A 23,812-nucleotide genomic window follows, 5' to 3' on the forward strand; every position below is an offset into this window, starting at 1 on the left:
GGTCGGCCGCTCCGGTGGCGTTGTCGGTGGTCTGCGGCAGCATTCGAGGTGTGCGAACCGAGCCCACCATCCTCCACCTCGACATGGACGCCTTCTTCGCGTCGGTCGAACAGGCGTCCAAGCCGAGTCTTCGCGGGAGGCCCGTGGTGGTGGGCGGGTTGGGACCCCGAGGGGTGGTCGCCACCGCGTCGTACGAGGCCCGCGCCCTCGGGGTGCGCTCGGCGATGCCGATGGCCCAAGCGCGCCGGCTCGCGCCGCACGCCGCCTACCTGGCGCCGCGCTTCGCGTTCTACCGGACGATCAGCGAGCGGGTCATGGCGAGGCTGCGGGAGTTGTCGCCGCTGGTGGAGCCGTTGAGCCTGGACGAGGCCTTCGTGGACCTGGAGGTCGGTGCCGTCGCCTGGAACGCCGCCTCGGCCCGAGAAGCCGCCGTCGGGCTGCGGGCGGACATCCGCGCGGCGACGGGGCTGACCGCCTCGGTGGGACTCGCCGCGTCCAAGATGGTCGCCAAGATCGCTTCGGAGAAGGCCAAACCCGACGGACTCGTGGTGATCACTCCGGGAACCGAGCGCGCCCTGCTCGGCCCGCTGAGCGCGCGTGTCCTGCCCGGAGTGGGCCCGGCGACCGGAGACCACCTGCGGCGGGCGGGGATCCACACGGTGGACGAGATCGCCCGGGCCGGCGAGGCCGAGTTGGTGCGCCTGTTGGGCGGGGCCCACGGCAGGGCGCTGTTCGCCATGGCGACGGCCCGTGACGAGCGGCCCGTGACGGCCGATCGGGAGGCCAAGTCGGTGTCGGTCGAGGACACCTACGACGTCGATCTCCACGACCGGACCCGGGTGGCCCTCGAAGTGCGGCGACTCGCCGGGCGCTGTGTCCACCGCCTGCGCACGGCCGGTCTGTCCGGCCGGACCATCGTGCTCAAGGTGCGCCGCTACGACTTCGCCACCCTGACCCGATCGGAGACCCTCCGGGGGCCCACGGACGACCCGACCGTGGTGCGGGAGGCCGCGGCGCGACTGCTGGACTCGGTGGACACCACGGGCGGGGTCCGTCTGCTGGGGGTGGGCGTCAGCGGACTGGCCGACTACACCCAGGAGGACCTCTTCGCGCAGGCCGCGGGCGGACCGGAGCAGACCGAGGACGAGGAAGGCGGCGCCGAGGAGCCCGACGGCGCGCCGGAGCCGGCGGGCGAGCGGCGCTGGGTTCCCGGACACGACGTGTGTCACGCCGTCCTCGGACCCGGGTGGGTCCAGGGGAGCGGGCTGGGTCGGGTCACCGTGCGCTTCGAGAGACCGGACGGGGAACCGGGCCGGGTCCGGACCTTCCTCGCCGACGACCCGGCGCTCGAACCCGCCGAGCCGCTTCCTCTGACGGCTCCCGCCGCCACGCCGCCCTCCTCGCGATGTTCTCAGTTCTCCTCGGAACCGGCCAGCCTGCCGAACTCGGAGTCCGGTTCCTCGGACGCCGCGGACACCTCGAGTCCGTAGTGGTGGTAGAGCTGCAACTCCTGCTCGGGGGAGAGGTGCCGCCCCACGCCGAAGTCCGGGGCCTCCTTGATCAGGGCCCGTGCGAAGGGAACCCGGAGCACGCCCTCGACCAGTTCGCTCGGGTCCAGCGGCACGAACGCGTCCCTGCTGAACAGACCGGTGCGGATGGCCGCCCACTCGGGTACGCCGGTGGCGTCGTCGAGGTAGACCTCGTCGATCGTGCCGATCTTGGTGCCGTCGCGGTCGAAGGCCTTGCGGCCGATCAGGTCGCGTGGATCGATGTCGGTACGCACGGTCCCTCCACGGGTCGCACTCATTCGATGAGTCATCCGTAAGCACTACAGAACGGCAGAATCCGGGCGGCGGCCACTCGAGGGCCTCGGGCCGGACCCGCTGGTAGGCTGAGATCGGCCGCTGAACCCGTGCGGGAGAGTCCCCCGACCGCCGTCGGAGGGCGCCGAAGGAGCAAATCCTCCCCGGAATCTCTCAGGCATCCCGTACCGCACGGACGAGGTCACTCTGGAAAGTAGGGCGGGTGTCGACGGTTTCCGCTCTCACCGACGGGGAAAGCCGGGTCTCACGGGCGCCCGGTGAAGCTCTCAGGTGGAGATGACAGAGGGGGAGGCCGTCCGGGCACCCGCGCCGTGGTGCCCCTCGAAGGTCGTGTCAGACCAGGAGGCCTCCGCCCATGACCGCCCATCGCATTCCCCTCTCCCGCCTCGAACGGGGAACCCCCTTCGAGCAGCGCCACATCGGCCCCGATCACGAGGCCATGGCCAAGATGCTCGCGCAGGTGGGCTACGGCTCGCTGGACGAACTCACCGCCGCCGCCGTCCCGGACGTGATCAAGAACACCGAGGCGCTGGACCTGCCGGACGCGCGCACCGAACCGGAGGTCCTCGCCGAGCTGCGCGAACTCGCGGGCCGGAACCAGGTCCTCCACTCCATGATCGGCCTGGGGTACCACGGCACCTTCACCCCGCCGGTGATCCTGCGCAACGTGCTGGAGAACCCGGCCTGGTACACGGCCTACACGCCCTACCAGCCGGAGATCTCACAGGGCCGGCTGGAAGCCCTGTTGAACTTCCAGACGATGGTGGCCGACCTCACGGGGCTGCCCACCTCGGGCGCCTCGCTGCTCGACGAGGGCACCGCGGCCGCGGAGGCCATGGCGCTCTCCCGCCGCATGGGCAAGAACAAGAGAGGGCTGTTCCTCGTCGACGCGGACGCGCTGCCGCAGACCATAGCGGTGCTCCGGACGCGGGCCGAGCCCGCCGGGGTCGAGGTCGTCGTCGCCGACCTCGCGGACGGCGTCCCGGACGAGATCGCCGAACGGGAGATCAACGGGGTGCTGATCCAGTACCCGGGGGCCTCCGGAGCGGTTCGCGACATCAGGCCGCTCGTCGATCGCGCCCACGAACTCGGCGCCCTCGTGACGGTGGCCGCCGACCTGCTGGCCCTGACACTGCTGAAGTCGCCCGGCGAGCTGGGCGCGGACATCGCGGTCGGCACCACCCAGCGCTTCGGCGTTCCGATGGGCTTCGGAGGACCGCACGCCGGCTACATGGCCGTGCGGGAGAAGATGGCGCGAAGCCTGCCCGGCCGTCTCGTGGGCGTCTCGGTGGACGCGGACGGCGACAGGGCCTACCGCCTCGCGTTGCAGACCCGGGAGCAGCACATCCGCCGGGAGAAGGCCACGAGCAACATCTGCACCGCGCAGGTGCTGCTCGCGGTCATGGCCGGTATGTACGCGGTCCATCACGGACCCGAGGGCCTGCGGACCATCGCCCGTCGCACCCACCGCTACGCCGCGGTGGTGGCGGCGGGGCTGCGCGCCGGGGGGGTCGAGGTGGTGCACGCCGCCTACTTCGACACCGTCACCGCCCGCGTCCCGGGGCGCGGCGCCGAGGTGGTGGCCGCCGGCAGGGAGAACGGCGTCAACCTTCGCCTCGTCGATGCCGACCACGTCTCCCTCGCCTGCGACGAGACCACCGGGCGGGCCCAGGTGGCGGCGGTGTGGGCGGCCTTCGGCGTCGGGGGCGACATCGAGGCGCTGGACGCGACGAGCGAGGACGCTCTGCCCGAGGACCTCCTTCGCGACGACGCGTACCTCACCCACCCGGTCTTCCACGCCCATCGCTCGGAGACGGCCATGCTGCGCTATCTGCGTCGCCTGGCCGACCGGGACTACGCGTTGGACCGCGGCATGATCCCGCTCGGCTCCTGCACGATGAAGCTCAACGCCACGACGGAGATGGAACCGGTGACCTGGCCCGAGTTCGGGCGGATGCACCCCTTCGCGCCCGTCGAGCAGGCCGAGGGCTACCTGACGCTCATCCGGGAGCTGGAGGAGCGTCTGGCCGAGGTCACCGGCTACGACCGGGTCTCCCTGCAACCGAACGCGGGCTCCCAGGGAGAGCTCGCCGGTCTCCTCGCCGTCCGCGCCTACCACCGGGCCAACGGCGAGGAGCGGCGGACCGTGTGTCTCATCCCCTCCTCGGCGCACGGCACCAACGCCGCCAGCGCCGTGATGGCGGGGATGCGGGTCGTCGTCGTCCGCACCGCCGAGGACGGCGAGATCGACGTCGCGGACCTCCGGGACAAGATCGCGGAGCACCGGGAGGAACTGGCCGTCCTGATGATCACGTATCCGTCCACGCACGGCGTGTTCGAGGAACACGTGGCCGACATCTGCGCCGCCACGCACGACGCTGGTGGGCAGGTCTACGTGGACGGGGCCAACCTGAACGCGCTCGTCGGCCTCGCCAAGCCCGGCCACTTCGGCGGGGACGTCTCGCACCTGAACCTTCACAAGACCTTCTGCGTCCCCCACGGCGGCGGTGGGCCGGGGGTCGGACCGGTCGCCGTGCGCGCCCACCTCGCCCCCTACCTGCCGGGCCACCCCGCGCTCCCCGCGAGCCCGGACGGCGGGGTGGGTCCGGTGTCGTCGGCTCCCTGGGGTTCGGCCGGAATCCTGCCCATCTCCTGGGCGTACGTCCGCCTGATGGGCGGCGAGGGTCTGCGCCGGGCCACGCAGGTGGCGGTGCTCTCCGCCAACTACATCGCCAAGCGCCTCGAACCGCACTACCCGGTCCTCTACACCGGGCCCGACGGCCTCGTCGCCCACGAGTGCGTCGTCGACCTCCGTCCGCTCACGAAGGCGACCGGGGTCACCGTCGACGACGTCGCCAAGCGTCTGATCGACTACGGCTTCCACGCGCCGACGATGTCCTTCCCGGTGGCCGGCACGCTGATGATCGAGCCCACCGAGTCGGAGGACCTCGTGGAGATCGACCGCTTCTGCGAGGCGATGATCGCCATCCGAGGTGAGATCGACAAGGTCGGCTCCGGCCACTGGCCGGCCGACGACAACCCGCTGCGCGGCGCCCCGCACACCGCGAGCGCGTCGACCGGCGAATGGGCGCAGGCCTACACCCGCGAGGAGGCCCTCTTCCCCGGCGGAGTGTCCCCGGCCGACAAGTACTGGCCGCCGGTCCGTCGGATCGACCAGGCGTTCGGCGACCGGAACCTGGTGTGCTCCTGTCCCCCGCTCGACGCCTACGAGGACTGAGCCGGTCGCCCGTCCGACCGACGAGAGGGACGTTTCCCCTCGTCGGTCGGGCACCGGCGCCCGGTCGACGTCGCCGCCCACGGGGGGGCCTCGCGTCCGGATCGGCCCTCTACGCCGGGTAGGCGCGGACCTCCTCCGTCCGAAGCGACGCCCAGACCTCCACTCCCGAGCGAAGCCCCAGTTCCGCCGCCTCGACCGCGGTCGGCTCCGCGGTCAGCCTCTGCTCGCCGTCGAGTTCGGCGCGGATCCGGTCGCCGTGGGGTTCCAGTCCGACGACCCTGCAGCGCCACCGGGGCCGGTGGGGGGAGGCGGCCGGGAGTGCGCGGTGCAGCGTGACGGCCCCGGGCGGGAACGCCGCCAGCGCCGGACCGCGGCCCTCCTCGGGAGAGGCCAGCGTGAACCCGCCGGCGAGCCTGACGCCGCGGCCTTCCGCCCTGCCTCGGAGGAGGTTCAGGCCGACGAGCCTGGCCACGTAGTCCGTGCGCGGGCGGTGGGCGACCTCCTCTGGGGTTCCCCGCTGCACCGCCCGCCCCCGCTCGACGACCACCAGACGGTCGGCCAACACCATCGCGTCCGACGGATCGTGGGTCACCAGCACGGCCACGGCCTCGAACTCCGCGAGGTGACCTCGCAGCACGGTCCGGACGTCCAACCGGGTGCCGGCGTCCAGCGCGGCGAGCGGCTCGTCCAGCAGGAGCAGCCGCGGGCCCGTGGCCAGCGCGCGGGCGAGCGCCACGCGCTGGGCCTGGCCTCCGGACAGCGCGCGCGGCCTGCTGTTCGCGTACCCGGCCAGATCCATCCGCTCCAGCCACTCCGCCGCCCGCGCGCGGGCGGCGGCCTTCGAGGCCCCCCGGCAGCGTGGGCCGAAGGCGATGTTGTCGAGCGCGCTCAGATGAGGGAACAGCAGATGGTCCTGGAAGACCATGCCGACCGGCCGGGACTCCGGGGGAGCTCCCTCCAGCGCGACTCCGTCCAGGCCGAGGTGACCGTCGGTGAGGGGAAGGAGACCGGCGAGCGCGCGCAACGCCGTGCTCTTCCCGGCTCCGTTCGGCCCCAGCAGGGCCACCACCTCGCCGGGGGCGGCCCGAAGCACGAGGTCGAGCCGGAAGTCGCCGCGGTCCACGACCAGGTGGGCGTCGAGGCCCTCGGGACATGGGCGGACCGCCCCGGGCCGGTTGTCGACGCCGCCGGGGGCGGCGGCGGTCTCCCAGGGCCGGATCACGACGGCGTGCCCATCCAACGGCCGCGAAGCCCTGCCAACACGGCGACGGACACGGCGAGCAGGACGAGGCTGAGCGCCATCGCCGCCGCCGGGTCCCGCTGCAGCGCGAGGTAGACGGCCAAGGGCATCGTCTGGGTGCGGCCGGGGAAGTTGCCCGCGAACGTGATCGTCGCCCCGAACTCGCCGAGAGCCCGCGCCCAGGCGAGTACGGCTCCGGCGGCGATCCCCGGGGCGGCGAGGGGGAGGGTGACGCGCCGGAAGGCGGTGAGGCGGGAGGCTCCCAGGGTCGCGGCGGCCTCCTCGTAGCGGTGATCGCCGGCTCGCAGCGCGCCCTCGACGCTGATCACGAGGAACGGCATCGCCACGAACGTCTCGGCCAGGACGACACCGGCGGTGGTGAACGGCAGCGTGATCCCGAACCACGCGTCCAGCCGCTCTCCGACGATCCCGTTCCGGCCGAAGGCCAGCAGCAGCGCGACACCGCCCACCACCGGCGGCAGGACCAGCGGAAGCGTCACCAGGGACCGCAACAGCCGGCGTCCTGGGAAATCGGTACGGGCCAGCAGCCACGCCAGCGGGACGCCGAGGAGCAGGCTGAGAGCGGTGGCGCAGGTGGCGCACACCAGGGACAGACGCAGTGCCGGCCACACCACCTCGCCGGACCACCCTCCGGCCGGCTCCGCCCAGGGGGTACGGACGAGGAGGGCGCCGAGAGGGAGGATCAGGAAGGCGAGGCCGACCAGGGCGGGGATCAGCAGGACCGGCGGCACGTTCCGGCCCCGCCCGCCGCCGGGCGCCGTCGGGCCGCCACGTCGCGGGCGTCGTGCGACCGGTGCGGCGCCGCCGGTCCTGTGGCGATCGGCGCGACTCACGGTGCGAGGAACCCCGCCCCGTCCAGTACACGCCGGCCCTCCGCCGAGGTGACCAGGTCCAGGAATGCCTGGCCGGCGTCGGGGTTCTCGGACCGCCTGAGCCGGGCGATCGGGTAGTCGTTCGTCGCCTCCGCGGCCTCGGGGAAATCCACCCCGCCCACGGCGTCGCCGGCCGCCGCGACGTCGGTGCGGTAGACGAGCGCGGCATCCGCCTCGTCCAACCGGACCTTGGTCAGAGCGCCGCGGACGTCTTCCTCGTACGAGGAGGGTGTGAGCCGGACTCCCCCGGCGGACAGGGCCTTCCTCGCCGCGGATCCGCACGGCACGGTCTCGGCGCACACCACCACCTTCAGGTCCGTCCTGGCGAGATCGCCGAGAGAGGTGATCCCGTCCGGGTTGCCCGGTCGGGTGGCGATCTCCAGCCGATTGCGGGCGAACACCACCGGGGCGCCGGCGGTCTCCCCGGCGTCGGCGACGGTCTTCATGGTCACGGGATCGGCCGCGGCGAACACGTCGGCGGGGGCCCCGGCCGCGATGCCCGCCGCTAGCCCGTCGCTGCCGCCGAGACTCAACGTCACCTCGGTCCCGGGGTGGCTCTTCTCGAAGGTCTCGGCGAGCGCGGCGAAGGTCTCTTCCAAGGAGGCGGCGGCGAACACCGTGACCACACCGCCGATGCTCGGGGCGACGTCCCCCGCGCGGGCGTCGCCCGAGGGGCCGGCGGGGGAACAGGCGCCCAGCAGGAGCAGGGCGGCGACTCCGGCCGCCGGGCCGGCGGCCCTCGGGACACGGCGGGACCGAACCGCCGCGCGGCTCGTCATGGGGCACTCCTCTGCGTCGGCGGCGGAGGTACTCGCGAACGGGCTGCCGGCGTGGCCTCCGCAACGGCGGACTGACGGCGCGTCCACGAGGCAGGTGCCCCGCTTCGTCGCACGAGCGAGGGTATCCGCTCGCCCGCGGCGGGTGTGCGGGGGGCGACTTCGCCGCGGACCTCGGGTGCGGACGCCCGGCCGGCGACCTCGGTGCTCGGCCGATCCGGCACCCTCAGGCGGGTGTCGCCGATCGGGCTCCGTCGGCCGCGCGATGCGGCGGGACGACCCGGCCGTCGGGCAGGATCTCGCCGGTGTCCTCGAAGAACACGACGCCGTTGCACAGCAGGCTCCAACCCTGCTCCGGGTGGTGCGCGGCGAGGCGGGCGGACTCCCGGTCGGCGGAGTCGGCGGACGGACAGGGCGGCTGATGTGGGCACATGGCGGGGATCTCTCGGTCTGACCTCGGGGGAGAGACCGCCGTGCGCGGTGTCCCGGACGATGAACCGTCGTCCACGGCCGCACCCCCGTCGGTGAGTCGGTCGGTTCGACCCCAGTGTTGCCTCGCGGGCCCTGTTCCGCAGGGATTTCGCACGACCGCCGCCCCGGCTTCCGGACGTCTCACCCTCGCGGGCGGGTCGCGGTCCCCGGCGCGCCCGGAAGGGCGGCGAGTCACGGTCGGCAGGGGGGAGCGCTGTCGGCGTCCTCGCCTGACGGAAACACGCGCGGGCGGCGCCGGCCGGTGAGCACTGGCCGGCGCCGCCGCACCCCGGTCGCGGACGTGGCGAATCGGGTCGGCTCGGAGGTCCGTTCTTCCGGTGGGTCAGGCGGGCGAACCGAGGAGGCCGCCCGTGCGGTGTCGTGCCGTGAGCACGGGGAGGAGTTCGGTGACGGGGCGTGGCCGATCGGCCACGATGCCCGGTGGGGCCGGGGCCAGCGGGACCAACAGGTCCGTCGGGTCCGGGTGTCCGGTCGCGGCGTCCGCCCCGCCGTCGTGGTGCAGCCACAGGGCGAGCATGTAGAGGCCGGGTACGGAGAGCAGGCGTGGCTGGGTCTCGCGTTCCGCTTCCTCCGCTCGGCGGAGCGCGCGCTCGGTCGCCGGCACGTAGGGACCCTCGAAGAAGTGCGAGAAGGCCCAGCCGTCCGGGGTCAGCGTGGTCTCCGCGGCGGCGATCGACGCCCCACCGCCCCGGATCAGGAAGCGCCAGCCGGTCAGCCGCGTCACGGGTGTGCCCTCGGCGGTGACCCGCTCGAGCGTGTGGACGGGGAGAGGGAGGTCGGGGGCGAGTGGACCCTCCTCGCGCGGCAACGAGGAGGTGCGCGCCTCGCGGACGGCCGTCGGCGAGGCGAGGGCGACGAGGACCGAGCGGAGCGCGGGCGAGGGGGGCGGGGGGAAGCGGAGCGGCATGGCGGGATCGCCTCTCGTTCGAAGGGGCGTGGCGCGGGAAGGGTGCGGCGTGGCTTCGCAGGAGACGGGGCGGAGAACGACGGCCGGTGACGCGGCGCGGCCGTGAGGGGGGCCGGTCGAGGTCCGTCCTGGGTCCACGCGGCGACCGGATCCCGCGCGTGGGGACGTCGACCCACTACCCCGACCCCGAGCTTATACGAGGGCGTGTAGCGGGAGATCGGACTACCAGTTCCCGTTCGATCAGGCAAGGTCGCATCGCGTCGTCGATTCGCGGAAATCATCCCGATTCCCGAGGGCGAGGGGTCCGATCGGCCTCGCGAAAGGCGACCTGCGGGGGTCGGCCGGTTTTGGTCGGCGCTTTTGGCCTCGCATCGATCGGGTACTGGTGACTCGGGCGGAAAGCCGAGTGTGCCACCGATCACACAGGGGGAGCGTAACCGTTCACGCGGTGTCTCGCCCGCGTTATCGATCGCTCGGACTGGGCAGCATCATCCCACCTGACCCGTACGCCGACGGTCCGCCCGATGGTCCGCCGATCCGAGAAGGGACGCCTCCATGGGGGAGAAGGTCGAGGCAGGTCGGTTCGACCTGTCCGATCGCCGGCGCTACCGGGACAAGCTCAGGCGATGCCTGAGGGGGCTGGAGCGCCTCCTGGCGGAGCAGCGGTTCGACAGCCCCAGGAACCTGATGGGTGTGGAGATCGAACTCAACCTCGTCGGTGCCGACGGCATGCCGAGAATGTTGAACGCGCAAGTCCTGGAGCGCATTGCCAGTCGCGACTTCCAGACCGAACTGGCCATGTTCAATCTGGAGGTCAACGTCAGTCCGCACCGCTTGGCGGGGCGGGTTCTCGATCACCTCGCCGAGGAAATTCGCACCTCGCTGGCATATGCCGACCGGAAAGCCGGTGAACTGTCGGCGAGCGTGGTGATGATCGGTATTCTTCCCACCCTCGACCGTGACGACCTCGTCTCGTCGAACCTCTCCGCCGTCGATCGCTACGCCATGCTCAACGAGCAGATCGTCACCGCGCGAGGAGAGGACTTCGAGTTGGACATCGACGGGGTCGAGCGGCTCGCCTGTACCTCGAAGTCCATCGCGCCCGAGGCGGCCTGCACGTCGGTGCAGCTCCACCTCCAGGTCACTCCCGAGCGGTTCGCCGACGTCTGGAACGCGGCGCAGGCGGTGGCCGCCGCGCAGATCGCGATCGGTGCCAACTCCCCCTTCCTCTTCGGTCGGGAGCTCTGGCGCGAGTCCCGGCCCCCGCTCTTCCGGCAGTCCACCGACACCCGCCCGCCGGAGTTGCGGGCACAGGGGGTCCGGCCCCGCACGTGGTTCGGCGAGCGGTGGGTGAACTCCGCCCACGACCTCTTCGAGGAGAACCTCCGGTACTACCCGTCCCTGCTGCCGATCTGCGACGAGGAGGACCCCCTCGACGTGCTCGACCGCGGCGGTGTGCCGTCGCTGGCCGAGCTGGCGCTCCACAACGGCACCGTCTACCGCTGGAACCGCCCCGTCTACGACGTCGCCGACGGAGTGCCGCACCTGAGAGTGGAGAACCGGGTTCTGCCGGCCGGCCCCACCGTCGCCGACGTGTTGGCCAACGCCGCCTTCTACTACGGCGTCGTGCGGGCCCTCGCCGACCAGCCGCGTCCGCTGTGGGGCCGGCTGCCGTTCGAGGCGGCCGCCGCGAACTTCGACGCCGCGTGCCGGGAGGGCATCGAGGCCGTTCTCACCTGGCCGCGTCGGGGGCGTCACGGAGGAACCGCGCCAATCGACGCCGCGACACTGGTGCTGGAGGAGTTGCTGCCGCTGGCCCACGCGGGCCTGGACGCCTGGGGTATCGAGCCTGCCGATCGGGACCTGTACCTGGGTGTGGTCGAGGAGCGATGCAGGCGCCGGGTCAACGGGGCGTCCTGGCAGGCGTCGACGTTCCATCGCGCCCTGGAGTCGGGGATGTCGCGCGAGGCGGCGCTCGCCGCGATGACCCGCCGCTACCGCGAGTTGGCCTGTCTGGGAGACCCCGTCCACCGGTGGCCGGTGGGACTGCCCGACCCGGTGCCGTTGGCGTGACCCGTCCGGTCGCGCGGGCGCGTGCCGTTCGCGCCCCACACGACGACCCGGCCGGGCCGCCCGCGCGGTGAGGAGCGGCGCGGCCGTCCCCGCCGACGACTCCACGTGTTTCCCCTTCGCGCCCACCCTGGGCTTCGACCGGATGCGCGAGCCGGGCCCCGGCGGGAAACGCCGGTTCGCCGCCGAGGCTCGCCGGCGTCCATACTGACCGGGCAAGCGGCGGCGACTTCCGGTGGCGTGATGGAGGCTGGTGTGCAGGCGGAGGCGGACCCGTTGGGCGACCCCCTTTCCCCATGGCGTCCGGAGCGGCCACCACGGCGCGTCCTGCGCGACGAGACGCTGCTCGTCCTGGCGCTCTCTCTGGGCGCGAGCGGCGTCGCCGCTCTGATCAGCTTCGTCGGATCGGTCACCCGGCCGGGCGGGCTCAAGGACCAGGCGGCCACACTGAACGCGTCGGCCGCCCCCGGCCGCCCCTGGCTCGACCTGGCCTGGCAGCTCTTCGGAATCGCCACCGCCCTGGTTCCGGTCGCCCTCGTCGCGCACCTGCTGTTGCGGGAGGGGAAGGGCCTACGGGTGCTGGGGTTCGACCTGCGACGGCCTTGGACCGACCTGGGGCGCGGCGCCGCGGTCGCCGCCGTCGTCGGAAGCACCGGCATCGCCTTCTACCTGGCCGCCCGCGCACTCGGCTTCAACCTCACCGTGGTGCCCGAGGCGCTTCCCGAGGTGTGGTGGAAGTACCCGGTGCTCGTGCTCTCGGCGGTACAGAACTCCGTGCTGGAGGAGGTGATCGTCCTGGGCTATCTCCTGCGTCGGCTGGACCAGGCGGGGTGGTCGCCTCGGGCCTCCATGGCCACCAGTGCCCTGCTGCGCGGTTCCTACCACCTCTATCAGGGCGTCGGCGGGTTCATCGGAAACGTCGCCATGGGCGTCCTCTTCGTGTACTTGTACCGGCGCTGGGGACGGGTGGGCCCGCTGGTCGTGGCCCACGCCCTGCTCGACATCGGGGCGTTCGTCGGGTACGGCCTTCTGGCGGGCAAGGTGGGCTGGCTGCCCACCGCGTGATCGGGGAGTCGCCCGGCGACGCCCGCCGCTCCCCGGGTCGACGCCTCCCCTCGCCGCCCCCGGGCGAAGTGTCACGGAACTCTGGCGGATGACCCTTACGCGATATATCGTTGAGTATCTCGATAGGTCGGCGATCAGGGAGGTGAGCGCGATGGGCGCACACGGACACGAGCGTGGCCGCGGCGGTCGGAGCGGTGGTCAGGCGGGCCACTGCGGATGCGGCAGAGACGGGTTCGAGGCGCGCCGTTCCGCCTTCGGCGCGGGTGGACACGGCGGCCGCGGCGGGCCGTTCGGGACCGCCTTCGGGCCGGGCCCCTGGGGTGGTCGCGGACGAGGCGGGCCGCGAGGTCGGGCGCGCCGTGGCGACGTGCGCGCCTCGCTCCTGGCCTTGCTGAGGAGTCGGCCCATGCACGGCTACGAGATGATCCAGGAGATCGCCGAACGGAGCGACGGTGCCTGGAAGCCGAGCCCCGGATCGGTCTACCCGACCCTTCAACTCCTCGAGGACGAGGGTCTGATCGTCAGCGAGAGCGAAGGCGGCAAGAAGCTGTACTCGCTGACGGAGCAGGGTCGCGCGGCGGCCGAGGACGGGCCGGAGGCCCCGTGGGAGGAGGCCTCCCGCGGGGTGGACTGGGAAGGGCTCAACGACATCCGTCAGGCCGGCTTCGGTCTGCTGGAGGCCTTCGGTCAGGTCTGGAAGACCGGAAGCAAGGAACAGCGGGAGAAGGCCCTCGCCGTCGTCGGGGACGCGCGAAAGAGGCTCTACCTGATCCTCGCGGACGAGGACCGGTAGGGACGTCCGTCGGTCGACCAGACCGACGGAGCGCGCTTCGTCCGGGCGTCCGGGGGTCGCGCCGCCGAGCCCTCGGCCCCCAGGGCGCCGGTTGTCGCCGTGCCCACGTGGTGGGACAGGTGTCAACCAGGGTGACGCTCATGACGTCGGCCTGTCATCATGGGCCGGTGTTCACGTCAGACAGTGCGCCCGGTGGCCGGGCCAAGGGCGCGGGTGTCGGTTTGGCCCTGGCGTCGGCGGTCGCCTTCGGCGGCTCCGGTGTCGCCGCCAAACCCCTCATCGAGGCGGGTCTCGACCCGCTCCACGTGGTGTGGCTCCGCGTCGCCGGAGCGGCGCTGGTGATGCTCCCGCTCGCCTGGCGCCACCGCTCCCTGGTGCGCCGCCACCCGGGTCTGCTCGCGGGCTTCGGGTTGCTGGCCGTCGCCGGCGTGCAGGCCTGCTACTTCGCGGCCATCTCCCGGATCCCGGTCGGCGTGGCGCTCCTCGTCGAGTATCTCGGCCCCGCGCTGCTCCTGGGCTGGGTGCGCTTCGTCCAGCGCCGCCCGGTGACCCGGGCCGCCGCCGTCGGCGTGGTCCTGGCCGTCACGGGGCTCGCCTGCGTCGTGGAGGTCTGGTCCGGGCTCGGTTTCGACGCCCTCGGTCTGCTCTTCGCGCTCGGCGCCGCCTGTTGCCAGGTCGGCTACTTCGTCCTGGCCGATCGGGGCGGTGACGCGGGCGAGGGCGCTCCGGAGCCGCTCGGCGTCATCGCGTACGGACTGCTGACCGGGGCCGCCCTCCTCACCGTCGTCGCCCGGCCCTGGAACATGGACTGGACGGTGCTGACGAGGGACGTTCCGATGAACGGCACACCGGTCGCCGCGTCGCTCCTGCTCGCCTGGACCGTGCTCATGGCGACCGTGCTGGCCTACGTCACCGGTGTGCTCGCGGTACGTCGACTCTCACCGCAGATCGCCGGCGTGGTGGCGTTCCTGGAAGCGGTCGTGGCCGCGACCCTCGCGTGGGTACTGCTCGACGAGCGACTCTCGACCCCGCAGCTCGTCGGTGGCGTTCTCGTCCTGACCGGCGCGTTCGTCGCCCAGACCGCGACCCCGGTCCGAGCCGCACCGCAACCGGTGGCCTCGGGCGGGCCCCGTCGGGAGTCCTCCGCCCGGGAGCCCGCGGCGTAGGGTGCCCGCGGATTCTCCGGTTCTTCCGCCTCCGGCCCGCTGAGGCGGGCTCCTCGCGCGCGTTCTCGTGGTGTCCGCCGAGCGTTCGTCGTCATCAGTGGGCCGCTGCTTCCCCTGGCCGTGGCGGAGGGGCTGCTGCCGCGCTCTGCCGAAACCGGCCTCACCGCGGCACTCGTGGTCCGCGTCGCCGCGGTGCCCACCGCACTCGCCTACGGGCTCCACTTCGCCACCGTTTCGGTGATCATGCTTCTGGAGCCCGTGAGCGCGGCCGTCCTGGCCGTGCACCTGCTCGGGGAGCGCCTCACCGTCGCGATGGTGACCGGCACCGTGCTGATGCTCGTCTCGGTCTCGGCCGTGGCGCTCGGCGAGACGCGAAGGGCACGGGACGGAGGCCACCGGCGGCGGTCCGCCTGGGAGGACACCGCCCCGGTGGGTGAGAGGCCCCCCGCCGCGCGCGAGTGCGCAACCGGGCACCGGCGCTTGCCACGTGCGCGGCCTCCCGGGCTCCCGGTGGTGGGTCGCCTCCACGGGCGGCCCACCACGGGGGTGGGGGTGGCGCCCACTCGCGCGGTGCCCCGCCTCGGCGGCGGCCGGGCCGGATTCCGTGAAGGGGGTCCTACCGGGGGCCCAACTTGCGGAAGTCCCAGGACACCACCTTCCGCGGGGTCAGCCGCAACCAGGCGTGCCGGCCGTCGTGCGGCATCTCCTCCAACCCGAAGTTCTTGCGGGCGAACAGCGTCTCCGGGACGTCCAGCTCGGCGCAGAGTTCCCCGGTGCGCGGAACCTCGCCCACCCGCGCGACCGTGCCGGACAGCTCGGCGCCGCGCAGCTCGTCGTAGTCCTCGCCGGTGTCCACCACGATCGCCACCCTCGGGTCACGAGCGAGGTCGACCCAGCGCTTGCTGCGCACCACCGAGTACATCCACAGGGAACGGCCGTCCCAGGCGAACCACAACGTGCTCACATGGGGAGCGCCGTCCGCGGAAACGGTGGCCACCCGACAGGTCCGTTCGGCGGTGAGGAAGGCGTCCAGCTCACCGGGCGTCATCATGATCTTCCGGCCGCGACGCTGGCTGGCGGTGGTCAATTCTCACTCCTCGCTGGAGGGGTGCCGCGGTCGTGCGCGCCCCCGACTCGACTGACGGAGCGTCAGTCAATGATGCGGCGTTCTCCGTGCCCGGGCAACGGAGCGGAGCGGAGCAGGGGCCGGGGAACCTCGCGTTCCGGCCCCCTTCCCCGCTCTTCCCGCCACGGGTGCGGCGTCCGCCCGACGCCACCGGACCGCCGGGGGCGGAGCGCCCGCGCGTACTCGGGGTCAGGCAAGGGCGATCGAGTCGCCGGTCACGGTGATTCGCACCGCGGGCAGCGGTTCCGTCGCCGGGCCACTGCGCACACTGCCGTCCGTCGCGGAGAAGTTGCTGTCGTGGCACGGGCAGTTGATGACCCCGTCGGCCACGCTCTTGACCGCGCACCCCTGATGGGTGCAAGTGGCCGAGAAGGCCTTGAAGTCGCCCGCGACCGGCTGGGTGACCACCACTTTCCGGTCGGGGAACACCTTGCCACCGCCCTCGGGGATGTCCGACACCGAGGCGAGCGGGGCGGCGGCGCTCCCTTCGGTCCCCGACCCCGCCTCGGCGGACGCTCCGTTCGATTCCTCGACGACGCCCGAGCCCTGGGCCGTCCCGGAGTCCGCACCCGAACACGCCGAGAGGGCGGCGGCGATCCCCGCCACCCCCGCCGCGGCGACGACGGTGCGCCGAGCCGGTCCGGTTCCTGGCTGAAGCGGTGTGCTGGTCACTGGTCGTTCCCTTCGGTGCGCGGACGCGGATCACCGAGTGGTACGCGCCGGAGTGGGAAGCCGTTCACGGCGGTCGGAGCGCACCGTCGAGGGGCCGACGACCTGACGAGGCTGTCGGCCCACGCGATGGCCCGGGTCGTCGCCCGGAGTGACCGGAGGGCCTCCGTCCGGGCCGGGGTAGCCTGGGGCGATGCTCAACCATGTCTGTGCGACCCGCTACATCGCGCCGCTGCGCGAGGGCGGCTCGCTGCCGGGACTGATCGAGACCGACGACCTGGACACGTACGTCCTCAAGTTCACCGGCGCGGGCCAGGGACGCAAGACCCTGGTCGCCGAGGTGGTCTGCGGTGAACTCGCCCGGCGCTTGGGGCTGCGGGTCCCCCGACTGGCCACGGTGGACCTCGACCCGGTCCTCGGCCTCGGCGAGGCCGACCCGGAGGTGCAGGAACTCCTCAGGAACAGTGGTGGTGTCAACCTCGGTGTGGAGTACCTCTCCGGTGCCCTGGGTTTCGATCCGTTGGCCTTCTCCGTGACCTCGGAGGAGGCGGGGCGTGTCGTGTGGTTCGACGCTCTCGTCGGCAACGTGGACCGATCCTGGCGCAACCCGAACCTGCTGCGACACGACGGGGAGATCTGGCTCGTCGACCACGGAGCGAGCATGATCTGGCACCACAACTGGCCCCGCGCCGGGGTGTCCGCCGCCCGACCCTACGACGCGTCCGACCACGCCTTGCTCCGCTTCGACCCGGATGTCGCCGGCGCGGCGGCCGACCTCGCGCCCCGGGTCACCGCGGATCTCCTCGCGGAGGTCACGGGGCTGATCCCCGACGCCTGGCTGGCCGACGAGCCGGGCTTCCCGACCCACGACGACGTGCGCCGTGCCTATGTCGGCCCCCTGCTCGCCCGCGCCGCCACCGTGCACACCCGCATCGAGGGGGCGTCGTGACCGGAGCTCCGGACGGGGGGCGCCACGTCTTCGAGTACGCGCTCCTTCGCGCCGTCCCCCGGGCCGAGCGGGGCGAGTGTCTCAATGTCGGGGTTCTGGTGCACTGTCGGGCCCGCTCCGCGATCGTCGCCCGGACCCATCTCGACGAGGCCCGAGTCCTGGCCGTCGACCCGCGGGTGGACATGGCTTCCCTCCGGGCCGCGTTGAGCGCCGTGGAGAGGGTCTGCGAGGGTGGGCAGGCCGCCGGTCAGGCGGCCGGGGAGGACCCCGGCAGGCGATTCGGCTGGTTGGTCGCGCCGCGCTCCACGGTCCTGCGGCCGGGGCCCGTGCACACCGGCCTCACCGTCGACCCCGTCGCGGAGGCGGAGCGGCTGCTGGACCTGCTCGTCCGGTAGCCGGCGCCTCCGGGCGGCGCGTGGCCGCTCCGGACCGAGCGGACGCGCCGGCACGACGGGCGCCGAAGCCCGGAGTCGAGGTCGCGCGGGGTCGGCGCCGGCGGGGGAGCGCCGCACCGGGGGGCGTCGATCACAGCCCCAGGTGTCCCGTTGACACGTGGTTCCGGTGCTTCTAGCGTCACGTCTGCCGAAGGTACTAAGCGGTCGCTCACCATGGGCGGTCCGCTGCGGACGCATCCCCGGACAGAGGAGAAGCAGCATGCCCACCACCGAGCAGCGGGTCGCCGTCGTCACGGGCGCCGCGCGCGGCATCGGCGCGGCCACCGCCGTACGGCTCGCGGCGGAAGGTCGCGCCGTCGCCGTGCTCGACCTCGACGAGGCCGCCTGCGGCGACACCGTGGAGCGGATCAGCGCCGCGGGAGGCCGGGCCATCGCCATCGGCTGCGACGTCTCGGACGCCACGCGGGTGGACAGCGCCGTCGCGCGGATCACCGAGGAACTCGGCGCGCCCACCATCCTCGTCAACAACGCCGGCGTCCTGCGGGACAACCTGCTCTACAAGATGAGCGTCTCCGACTGGGACACGGTCATGAACGTCCACCTGCGCGGCGCCTTCCTGATGACCAAGGCGTGCCAGAAGCACATGGTGGACGCCGGCTTCGGACGTGTCGTCAACCTCTCCTCCTCGTCGGCCCTGGGCAACCGCGGCCAGGTCAACTACTCCGCTGCCAAGGCGGGCCTCCAAGGCTTCACCAAGACCCTCGCCAAGGAACTGGGCAAGTTCGGTGTGACCGCCAACGCGGTCGCCCCGGGCTTCATCGCCACCGACATGACCGCGGCCACCGCCGAACGCGTCGGGATGGGATTCGAGGACTTCAAGACGGCCGCCGCGTCCCAGATCCCCGTCCAGCGGGTGGGCGAGCCGGACGACATCGCCAACGCCATCGCCTTCTTCACCGGCGACGCCGCCGGCTTCGTCTCCGGCCAGGTGCTGTACGTCGCCGGCGGACCGCTCGACTGACCGGACAGGACGGACACCATGACTTCGCAGCAACCTCCCGAACTCTCGGGGAAGGCGGCCCTCGTGACGGGGGCCAGCCGGGGCATCGGCTACGGCATCGCCGAGGCGCTGGTGGCGCGCGGCGACCGGGTCTGCATCACCGGCCGCGACGAGAAGACCCTCCGTGAGGCCGTGGAGCGACTGGGCGCCGACCGGGTGATCGGAGTGGCGGGCAAGGCCCACGACGAGGCACACCAGCGAATCGCCGTCGACCGCGCCATGGAGGCCTTCGGCCGCCTCGACCACCTCGTCAACAACGCCGGCACCAACCCCGTCTTCGGCCCCATCGCCGACCTGGACCTGAACGCCGCCCGCAAGGTCTTCGAGACCAACGTCCTCTCGGCGCTCGCGTTCTCTCAACGAACCTGGCACGCCTGGCAGAAGGACAACGGAGGCACGATCGTGAACATCGCCTCCGTGGCGGGCCTCGCGCCCTCCCCGTTCATCGGGGCCTACGGTGTCAGCAAGGCGGCCCTGGTGAATCTGACACTGCAACTGGCGCACGAGTTCGCCCCCGCGGTGCGGGTCAACGCCATCGCCCCGGCCGTCGTCAAGACCAGGTTCGCCCAGGCGCTGTACGAGGGCCGGGAGGCCGAGGCATCGGCCGGCTATCCGCTCAAGCGACTCGGCGTTCCTTCCGACATCGGCGGCGCCGCCGCCTTCCTCACCTCCGAGCAGGCCGACTGGATCACCGGCCAGACTCTGGTGGTCGACGGTGGGCTCTTCCTCGACGCCGGGATGTCCTGACCGTCGCCGTTCCCCGGGCACGCGCCGAGTCGACGCGTGCCCGTCGGGTGGCTCGCGTGGGGCGCCCCGACGAGACCCTGCCGTCAGGCGAGGAGGAGTGTCGGTGCCCGAAGGTAGGTTCCTCCGTGACGACAAGTGACAGCGCACCGTGAGGACGTCGACGTGACCGATATGGCCCTGCTTCCCGAATCCTGGCGCGAGGTGTTGGGAGACGAGCTCCGCCGACCCTATTTCGAGAAGCTGATGGACTTCGTCGAGGAGGAGCGGGCTCGCGGCCCGGTGTACCCGCCCAGGGAAGAGGTCTTCGCGGCGCTGGAGGCCACCCCGTTCGACCGGGTGAGGGTCCTGGTGCTCGGCCAGGACCCCTATCACGGCGAGGGGCAGGGACACGGCCTCTGCTTCTCGGTCCGTCCCGGCGTGCGCGTCCCGCCGTCCCTGCGGAACATCTACAAGGAACTCCACGCGGATCTCGGCGTCCCCGTCCCGGACAACGGCTGTCTCCTTCCCTGGGCCCGGCAAGGCGTGCTCCTCCTCAACGCGGTGCTCACGGTCCGCGCGGGCGAGGCCAACTCGCACAAGGGCCGGGGCTGGGAACAGTTCACCGATGCCGTGATCCGCGCGGTGGCGGAGCGCCCCGACCCGGCGGTGTTCGTCCTCTGGGGCAACTACGCGCAGAAGAAGGCCGGGCTGATCGACGAGACCCGCCACGTGGTGGTCAGAGGCGCACATCCCTCCCCCCTGTCCGCGCGGCGGTTCCTCGGCACCCGGCCGTTCACCCGCATCGACGAGGCGGTCGCTCGACAAGGGCACGAGCCGATCGACTGGAGCCTGCCCTCTGTGGGGTGAGGTCGGCTCTCCCCGGGGGCGACGGCGCCGCCGGAGAGAGCCTCCCGCCGGGGCGTCCTCGACCCACCGGAGGCCGGCCGGGGCTCGCGTCCGAGGGTCCGGGCGAGGCGTCGGCTCGGCCGGGACGCCGCTCCCGCCGTTCCCTCCCCCCTGCCGATACCGTCGCCGGGGACGGTCGACGCGGGCGGAGGACAGGGTGGCGGAGGACAGTGAGCGCATCGGCGCGGACGCCGTGATGACACGGATCGGACAGACGGTGCTGCTGCATCACGCGGGCGACCGGGCGGAGGCTCGGGAGCGGTTGTGGGGACTCTGGGGAGAGATCGGCGTCGACGCGGACCCGCTGCACCGCTGCACGCTGGCGCGCTTCCTGGCCGACACGCAGGACGACCCGGCGGACGCGCTGGCGTGGGACCTCAGGGCGCTGTCCGCGGCCGAGGAACTCTGCGACGCCCGGTTCGCGGATCACGCCGCCGTGCCCGCGGTCCGCGTGCTGTATCCGGCGCTCCACCTGGACCTCGCCGCCGACTACCATCGACTGGGCCGGTCCGACGCCGCCCGACAGCACCTGCGGTGGGCTCGCGCGGCGTGCGGAGTCCTGGCCGACGATCGGTACGGCCGGAGCGTGCGGGCGGCCATCGGGCGGTTGGCCGGCCGACTCGAGGACGATCTCCCCCCGGGCGACTCCCCGCCCCCGGCGTGACCGTACCCCGCCCGACACCATCTCAACGCCCGTAGGCGCGCTCGCAGACACGGGCCTGCGCGCTGTCGGCCGGCCATCGGCCGTACCGTCCGCCCAAAGCGCAGAGGTCCGCCTCCCCGGCCCCGAGCGCCCCCCAGTCCCGATCTTCCGGGGGCGCCAGGAGGGGCGGCGGCACCTGCCCGTGGCCGGGGACTCGTGGCGGGGAACTCCGCGCCCCGGCCGGATCCGTCGGGATCCCGGTCGGTGGCGCGGTCGGTGTCGCCTCCGGTGGTGTCCTTCCCTGCCCCACCGGGGCGGAGGCGCTCGGGGAGGCCGTCCCGGGGACGCGGGTGCCGGGGGAGGGAGCGATCAGCTCCAAGGCCTCGTGCGCCGGGGCTCGTACGAGACGAGGGTCGGCCGCGTCCTGCCGGTGTGGTGGCGAGGCCGCCGGGTGCGTCCCCGGCGTCGACGGCGTTGCGGTCGGAGCCTGGACGGTGACACAGCTCGCCAGGGTGGCGAGAGCCGTGATCACCAGAGGTGTCGTGGTCCACGTTCGATGCACGCGCGCCACTTTGCTGCTTGGCGGGCCCCCGGCGACAGCCGAGAGGCGGAGGATGCCCCGCACGGGTGATCCCCGCGCGGCGGACGCCTCGCCTCGGACGGTGAAGTCAGTCGCCGGTGACCCCGTCCAGGCTCTCGCGGAGCAGGTCGGCGTGGCCGTTGTGCCGGGCGTACTCCTCGATCATGTGGGTGTAGATCCAGCGCAGGGTCGTGGGACGTCCTGTCGCCCGGGCCACGCCCAGCGAGGGCTCGTCCAGCGTGAACCGCGCCGCCCGCCCGCGCGCGGCGTCCACTTCGCCCCGCCAGGCGATGGACGCCTCCGCCCAGGTGTCGGCTTCCGTCATGTGGAACTCGCCGTCGGGGTCCTCGTCGTCGAAGTAGAGGGGCCCGGCGTCCTCGGCCGCGAGCACCCTACGGAACCAGATGCGCTCCACCTCGGTCATGTGCCGCACCAAGCCCATCAGGGTGAGCTCGGAGGGAGGAACGGAGGCGGTGCGCAGTTCGGCGTCGGTCAGATCCGCGCACTTCCAGGCGAGGGTCTCGCGGTGGTAGTCGAGCCAGCCTTCCAGCATGCGACGCTCGTCGGCGTCGGCGGCGGGTTCGTGTCGTTCGATCGTCATGGGGAGATCGTCACCCAGCCCAAGCGTCCCACGCCAGCGAGTTTCCGCGTCTCCGGCGTTCGTGCGGCGCAGAGGCGTTGGGGCCGTTTCCGCGCCAGCGGGGTGAAGTGGTGTACCGGGGCGGAGAGCGCGTCAGTCACGCGCCGGGTTCGTCCCCGACGCGCCGTCGGTCCGGCGGGCGCGCAGCGCCCGCCCACCGTCGACCGCCCCCCAGACGGTCAGTACCAGCAGCGCCCCGTACACCACCCAGGCGCCCATCCGGACGTAGGGAGTCGTCCCCCGGGCGAGGGGAACCTCGTACAGGTGCGAGGTGACGGCGTCCGTGCCCAGCGTCGGTCCGACGCCGGCGCCCTCGGCGTCGAACACCGCGGAGACCCCGGTCAGGGTGGCGTGGACCATCGGGCGTCCGGTCTCCGCGGCGCGCAGCGCCGCCAGCGACGCGTGTTGGGAGGGCGCCCAGCTTCGCTGGAACGTCGACGTGGCCGACTGCGCGACCAACACCTGCGCGCCCTCGGCGGCAAGACGCCGGCTCATGTCCGGGAAGGCCGTCTCGAAGCACACGGTCACCCCGATCCGGAGTCCACCCGCCGTGGTCATCACCACCTGCTCGGTGCCCCGCCGCCGGTCCTCGGAAGCCGCCTCGCCGACGAAGGCGGCCCATCCCAGCAGGGAGCGGAAGGGGATGTACTCGCCGAACGGCACCAGACGCATTTTGTCGTACCGGTCTCCGGTCGGTCCGTCGGGACCCACGAGCACCGAGCTTTTGAAGATGCCGGGCCGCCCCGACCGGCGGGCGTCCACGTTGACCAGGATCTCGGCCCCGGTCTCGCGCGACAGTGCGGCCAGCCGTCGGGTCAGGTCGTTCCGGTCGTCCAGGTCGAACCCGACGCTGCTCTCGCCCCAGACGATCAGGTCCGGATCCCGACCGACGAGCCCGCGGGTGAGCCGTTCCTCGCGGTCGAACCGTCGCTCGGGCCCGTCGACGACGCCGGGTTGCACGATCGCCACGGCGACCCGACCCTCGGCCCGCGGCCGAGGCGCCCAGATCCATGCGGCGGAGATCGCCACCGCCGTCGCGGCCAACCCGGCCAGGGCGGGGACGCGGGCTCGGCGCACCGAGACCAGGACCGTGACGCCCACGTTGATCGCTACCAGCAGAAAGCTGATCGCCCAGACCCCGCCGACGGAGACCACTCGCAGAGCAGGCGAGACCTGCCACTGGCTCGCCCCCAGCATGCCCCACGGCCCGCCGAGCCCCTCCCAGGAACGGATCGACTCCACCATGAGCCAGCCGGCGGGGACGACCAGCATGGCCGCCGCGGCACGGACACGCGAGGGCTCGCCGCCCAGCATGCCGCGGACCGACCACCCCCACGGTGCCCAGAGCGATCCGAGCAGCGCCGCCACGACGAAGGTGAAGACGTGGAGGTTGGGAAGCAGCCAGTGGTGCATCGCCAACATGAAGCCGAACCCGCCCCACCATCCCTCGGACGCGGCCCGGCGCCCGGTCGGAGCCGTCCGGACGAGGAGCAGCCAGGGAACGAGGCAGAGGCAAGCCCACCACCACAGCGCCGGAGCGGGAAAGGCCAGAACGGGCAGGGCGCCGCACAGAAGCGCCCCGACACGCCGGGACCAAGGGGAACCGAGCCGTCGCTCCACCGTCCGCACGTGGTCTCCTCCCCATCGAGCCCCCG

The 23,812-nt window shown here is 72.8% G+C and carries 22 protein-coding genes, 1 pseudogene and 1 riboswitch; of the genes and pseudogenes, 13 read left to right on the forward strand and 10 right to left on the reverse strand.

The features are described from left to right. Positions 1-50: 50 nt before the first annotated feature. On the forward strand, positions 51-1,490 hold the full coding sequence (locus JEK78_RS20630; protein ID WP_200261660.1) for a DNA polymerase IV: 1,440 nt from the start codon (positions 51-53) through the stop codon (positions 1,488-1,490). Here JEK78_RS20630 and JEK78_RS20635 read toward each other — a convergent pair. Next, complete coding sequence (locus tag JEK78_RS20635) at positions 1,412-1,783, reverse strand: PRC-barrel domain-containing protein (RefSeq protein WP_200261661.1); 372 nt, start codon at positions 1,781-1,783, stop codon at positions 1,412-1,414. The genes JEK78_RS20630 and JEK78_RS20635 overlap by 79 nt on opposite strands. 122 nt (positions 1,784-1,905) lie before the next feature. Then, positions 1,906-2,003: riboswitch (glycine riboswitch) on the forward strand. Positions 2,004-2,178: 175 nt separating this feature from the next. On the opposite strand from JEK78_RS20635, the gene gcvP reads away from it, so the two are divergent. Then, positions 2,179-5,061, forward strand: a complete 2,883-nt coding sequence (gcvP, locus tag JEK78_RS20640) for an aminomethyl-transferring glycine dehydrogenase (RefSeq protein ID WP_200261662.1) — start codon at positions 2,179-2,181, stop codon at positions 5,059-5,061. 109 nt (positions 5,062-5,170) lie between these two features. Here gcvP and JEK78_RS20645 read toward each other — a convergent pair whose 3' ends face one another. The 5 genes from JEK78_RS20645 to JEK78_RS20665 form a co-directional block, all read right to left on the reverse strand. Continuing rightward, positions 5,171-6,190 carry an ABC transporter ATP-binding protein gene (locus JEK78_RS20645; RefSeq protein ID WP_242483437.1) on the reverse strand — a complete coding sequence of 340 codons (1,020 nt, stop codon included), beginning with the start codon at positions 6,188-6,190 and terminating at the stop codon, positions 5,171-5,173. An 89-nt stretch (positions 6,191-6,279) separates the two neighbouring features. Continuing rightward, a complete protein-coding gene (gene modB, locus JEK78_RS20650; protein WP_200261663.1) occupies positions 6,280-7,155 on the reverse strand; it encodes a molybdate ABC transporter permease subunit in 876 nt (291 codons plus the stop codon). Continuing rightward, positions 7,152-7,973 (reverse strand): molybdate ABC transporter substrate-binding protein, encoded by an 822-nt coding sequence (modA, locus tag JEK78_RS20655; protein ID WP_200261664.1) that lies wholly within the window; start codon positions 7,971-7,973, stop codon positions 7,152-7,154. The genes modB and modA overlap by 4 nt, the downstream gene beginning before the upstream one ends. 223 nt (positions 7,974-8,196) lie before the next feature. Then, positions 8,197-8,403: a DUF5999 family protein gene (locus tag JEK78_RS20660; RefSeq protein ID WP_200261665.1), complete on the reverse strand. Its 207-nt coding sequence runs from the start codon at positions 8,401-8,403 to the stop codon at positions 8,197-8,199. 381 nt (positions 8,404-8,784) lie between these two features. Then, positions 8,785-9,369 carry a hypothetical protein gene (locus JEK78_RS20665; RefSeq protein WP_200261666.1) on the reverse strand — a complete coding sequence of 195 codons (585 nt, stop codon included), beginning with the start codon at positions 9,367-9,369 and terminating at the stop codon, positions 8,785-8,787. A gap of 555 nt (positions 9,370-9,924) precedes the next feature. Here JEK78_RS20665 and JEK78_RS20670 point away from each other — a divergent pair. From JEK78_RS20670 to JEK78_RS23545, 5 genes and pseudogenes are all read left to right on the forward strand, one after another. Further along, positions 9,925-11,442, forward strand: a complete 1,518-nt coding sequence (locus tag JEK78_RS20670) for a glutamate-cysteine ligase family protein (RefSeq protein ID WP_200261667.1) — start codon at positions 9,925-9,927, stop codon at positions 11,440-11,442. Positions 11,443-11,682: 240 nt separating this feature from the next. Further along, positions 11,683-12,504: a type II CAAX endopeptidase family protein gene (locus JEK78_RS20675; RefSeq protein WP_200261668.1), complete on the forward strand. Its 822-nt coding sequence runs from the start codon at positions 11,683-11,685 to the stop codon at positions 12,502-12,504. A 151-nt stretch (positions 12,505-12,655) separates the two neighbouring features. Next, positions 12,656-13,297, forward strand: a complete 642-nt coding sequence (locus JEK78_RS20680) for a PadR family transcriptional regulator (protein WP_200261669.1) — start codon at positions 12,656-12,658, stop codon at positions 13,295-13,297. Between the two features lie 140 nt (positions 13,298-13,437). Beyond that, positions 13,438-14,463, forward strand: coding sequence for an EamA family transporter (locus JEK78_RS20685; protein WP_200264280.1), 1,026 nt, complete (start codon positions 13,438-13,440; stop codon positions 14,461-14,463). Between the two features lie 81 nt (positions 14,464-14,544). Beyond that, positions 14,545-14,844, forward strand: a pseudogene (locus tag JEK78_RS23545) (EamA family transporter); the annotation flags it as partial. Positions 14,845-15,079: 235 nt separating this feature from the next. Here the strand turns inward: JEK78_RS23545 and JEK78_RS20690 are convergent. Both JEK78_RS20690 and JEK78_RS20695 read right to left on the reverse strand, forming a co-directional pair. Beyond that, a complete protein-coding gene (locus JEK78_RS20690) occupies positions 15,080-15,514 on the reverse strand; it encodes a pyridoxamine 5'-phosphate oxidase family protein (protein WP_200264281.1) in 435 nt (144 codons plus the stop codon). 264 nt (positions 15,515-15,778) lie between these two features. Further along, a complete protein-coding gene (locus JEK78_RS20695) occupies positions 15,779-16,261 on the reverse strand; it encodes a Rieske (2Fe-2S) protein (RefSeq protein ID WP_200261670.1) in 483 nt (160 codons plus the stop codon). Positions 16,262-16,451: 190 nt separating this feature from the next. Between JEK78_RS20695 and JEK78_RS20700 the strand changes: the two genes are divergently transcribed. From JEK78_RS20700 to JEK78_RS20725, 6 genes are all read left to right on the forward strand, one after another. Continuing rightward, a complete protein-coding gene (locus JEK78_RS20700) occupies positions 16,452-17,207 on the forward strand; it encodes a HipA family kinase (RefSeq protein ID WP_200261671.1) in 756 nt (251 codons plus the stop codon). After that, positions 17,204-17,602, forward strand: a complete 399-nt coding sequence (locus JEK78_RS20705) for a DUF3037 domain-containing protein (protein ID WP_200261672.1) — start codon at positions 17,204-17,206, stop codon at positions 17,600-17,602. The genes JEK78_RS20700 and JEK78_RS20705 overlap by 4 nt, the downstream gene beginning before the upstream one ends. A gap of 259 nt (positions 17,603-17,861) precedes the next feature. Beyond that, complete coding sequence (fabG, locus tag JEK78_RS20710; protein ID WP_200261673.1) at positions 17,862-18,623, forward strand: 3-oxoacyl-ACP reductase FabG; 762 nt, start codon at positions 17,862-17,864, stop codon at positions 18,621-18,623. 18 nt (positions 18,624-18,641) lie between these two features. Then, positions 18,642-19,409: an SDR family oxidoreductase gene (locus JEK78_RS20715; protein WP_200261674.1), complete on the forward strand. Its 768-nt coding sequence runs from the start codon at positions 18,642-18,644 to the stop codon at positions 19,407-19,409. A 162-nt stretch (positions 19,410-19,571) separates the two neighbouring features. Beyond that, positions 19,572-20,255 (forward strand): uracil-DNA glycosylase, encoded by a 684-nt coding sequence (gene ung, locus JEK78_RS20720; protein ID WP_200261675.1) that lies wholly within the window; start codon positions 19,572-19,574, stop codon positions 20,253-20,255. Between the two features lie 196 nt (positions 20,256-20,451). Next, a complete protein-coding gene (locus JEK78_RS20725) occupies positions 20,452-20,958 on the forward strand; it encodes a hypothetical protein (protein WP_200261676.1) in 507 nt (168 codons plus the stop codon). 647 nt (positions 20,959-21,605) lie between these two features. On the opposite strand, the gene JEK78_RS20730 is transcribed toward JEK78_RS20725, so the two are convergent. Further along, positions 21,606-22,118, reverse strand: a complete 513-nt coding sequence (locus JEK78_RS20730) for a DinB family protein (protein ID WP_200261677.1) — start codon at positions 22,116-22,118, stop codon at positions 21,606-21,608. A 132-nt stretch (positions 22,119-22,250) separates the two neighbouring features. Next, positions 22,251-23,786 (reverse strand): apolipoprotein N-acyltransferase, encoded by a 1,536-nt coding sequence (lnt, locus tag JEK78_RS20735; protein ID WP_200261678.1) that lies wholly within the window; start codon positions 23,784-23,786, stop codon positions 22,251-22,253. Positions 23,787-23,812: the final 26 nt, after the last annotated feature.

The organism is Streptomyces sp. HSG2 (assembly GCF_016598575.1).
Classification (GTDB): domain Bacteria; phylum Actinomycetota; class Actinomycetes; order Streptomycetales; family Streptomycetaceae; genus Streptomyces.

What these genes read in the sequence shown, in the direction of transcription:
- JEK78_RS20680 (WP_200261669.1), top strand. Translation starts at nt 12,656, where the DNA reads ATGGGCGCACACGGACACGAGCGTGGCCGCGGCGGTCGGAGCGGTGGT.
- JEK78_RS20670 (WP_200261667.1), top strand. Translation starts at nt 9,925, where the DNA reads ATGGGGGAGAAGGTCGAGGCAGGTCGGTTCGACCTGTCCGATCGCCGG.
- fabG (WP_200261673.1), top strand. Translation starts at nt 17,862, where the DNA reads ATGCCCACCACCGAGCAGCGGGTCGCCGTCGTCACGGGCGCCGCGCGC.
- JEK78_RS20685 (WP_200264280.1), top strand. Translation starts at nt 13,438, where the DNA reads ATGACGTCGGCCTGTCATCATGGGCCGGTGTTCACGTCAGACAGTGCG.
- JEK78_RS20675 (WP_200261668.1), top strand. Translation starts at nt 11,683, where the DNA reads ATGGAGGCTGGTGTGCAGGCGGAGGCGGACCCGTTGGGCGACCCCCTT.
- JEK78_RS20700 (WP_200261671.1), top strand. Translation starts at nt 16,452, where the DNA reads ATGCTCAACCATGTCTGTGCGACCCGCTACATCGCGCCGCTGCGCGAG.
- JEK78_RS20730 (WP_200261677.1), bottom strand. Translation starts at nt 22,118, where the DNA reads ATGACGATCGAACGACACGAACCCGCCGCCGACGCCGACGAGCGTCGC.
- JEK78_RS20690 (WP_200264281.1), bottom strand. Translation starts at nt 15,514, where the DNA reads ATGATGACGCCCGGTGAGCTGGACGCCTTCCTCACCGCCGAACGGACC.
- gcvP (WP_200261662.1), top strand. Translation starts at nt 2,179, where the DNA reads ATGACCGCCCATCGCATTCCCCTCTCCCGCCTCGAACGGGGAACCCCC.
- JEK78_RS20715 (WP_200261674.1), top strand. Translation starts at nt 18,642, where the DNA reads ATGACTTCGCAGCAACCTCCCGAACTCTCGGGGAAGGCGGCCCTCGTG.
- modA (WP_200261664.1), bottom strand. Translation starts at nt 7,973, where the DNA reads ATGACGAGCCGCGCGGCGGTTCGGTCCCGCCGTGTCCCGAGGGCCGCC.
- JEK78_RS20665 (WP_200261666.1), bottom strand. Translation starts at nt 9,369, where the DNA reads ATGCCGCTCCGCTTCCCCCCGCCCCCCTCGCCCGCGCTCCGCTCGGTC.
- JEK78_RS20660 (WP_200261665.1), bottom strand. Translation starts at nt 8,403, where the DNA reads ATGTGCCCACATCAGCCGCCCTGTCCGTCCGCCGACTCCGCCGACCGG.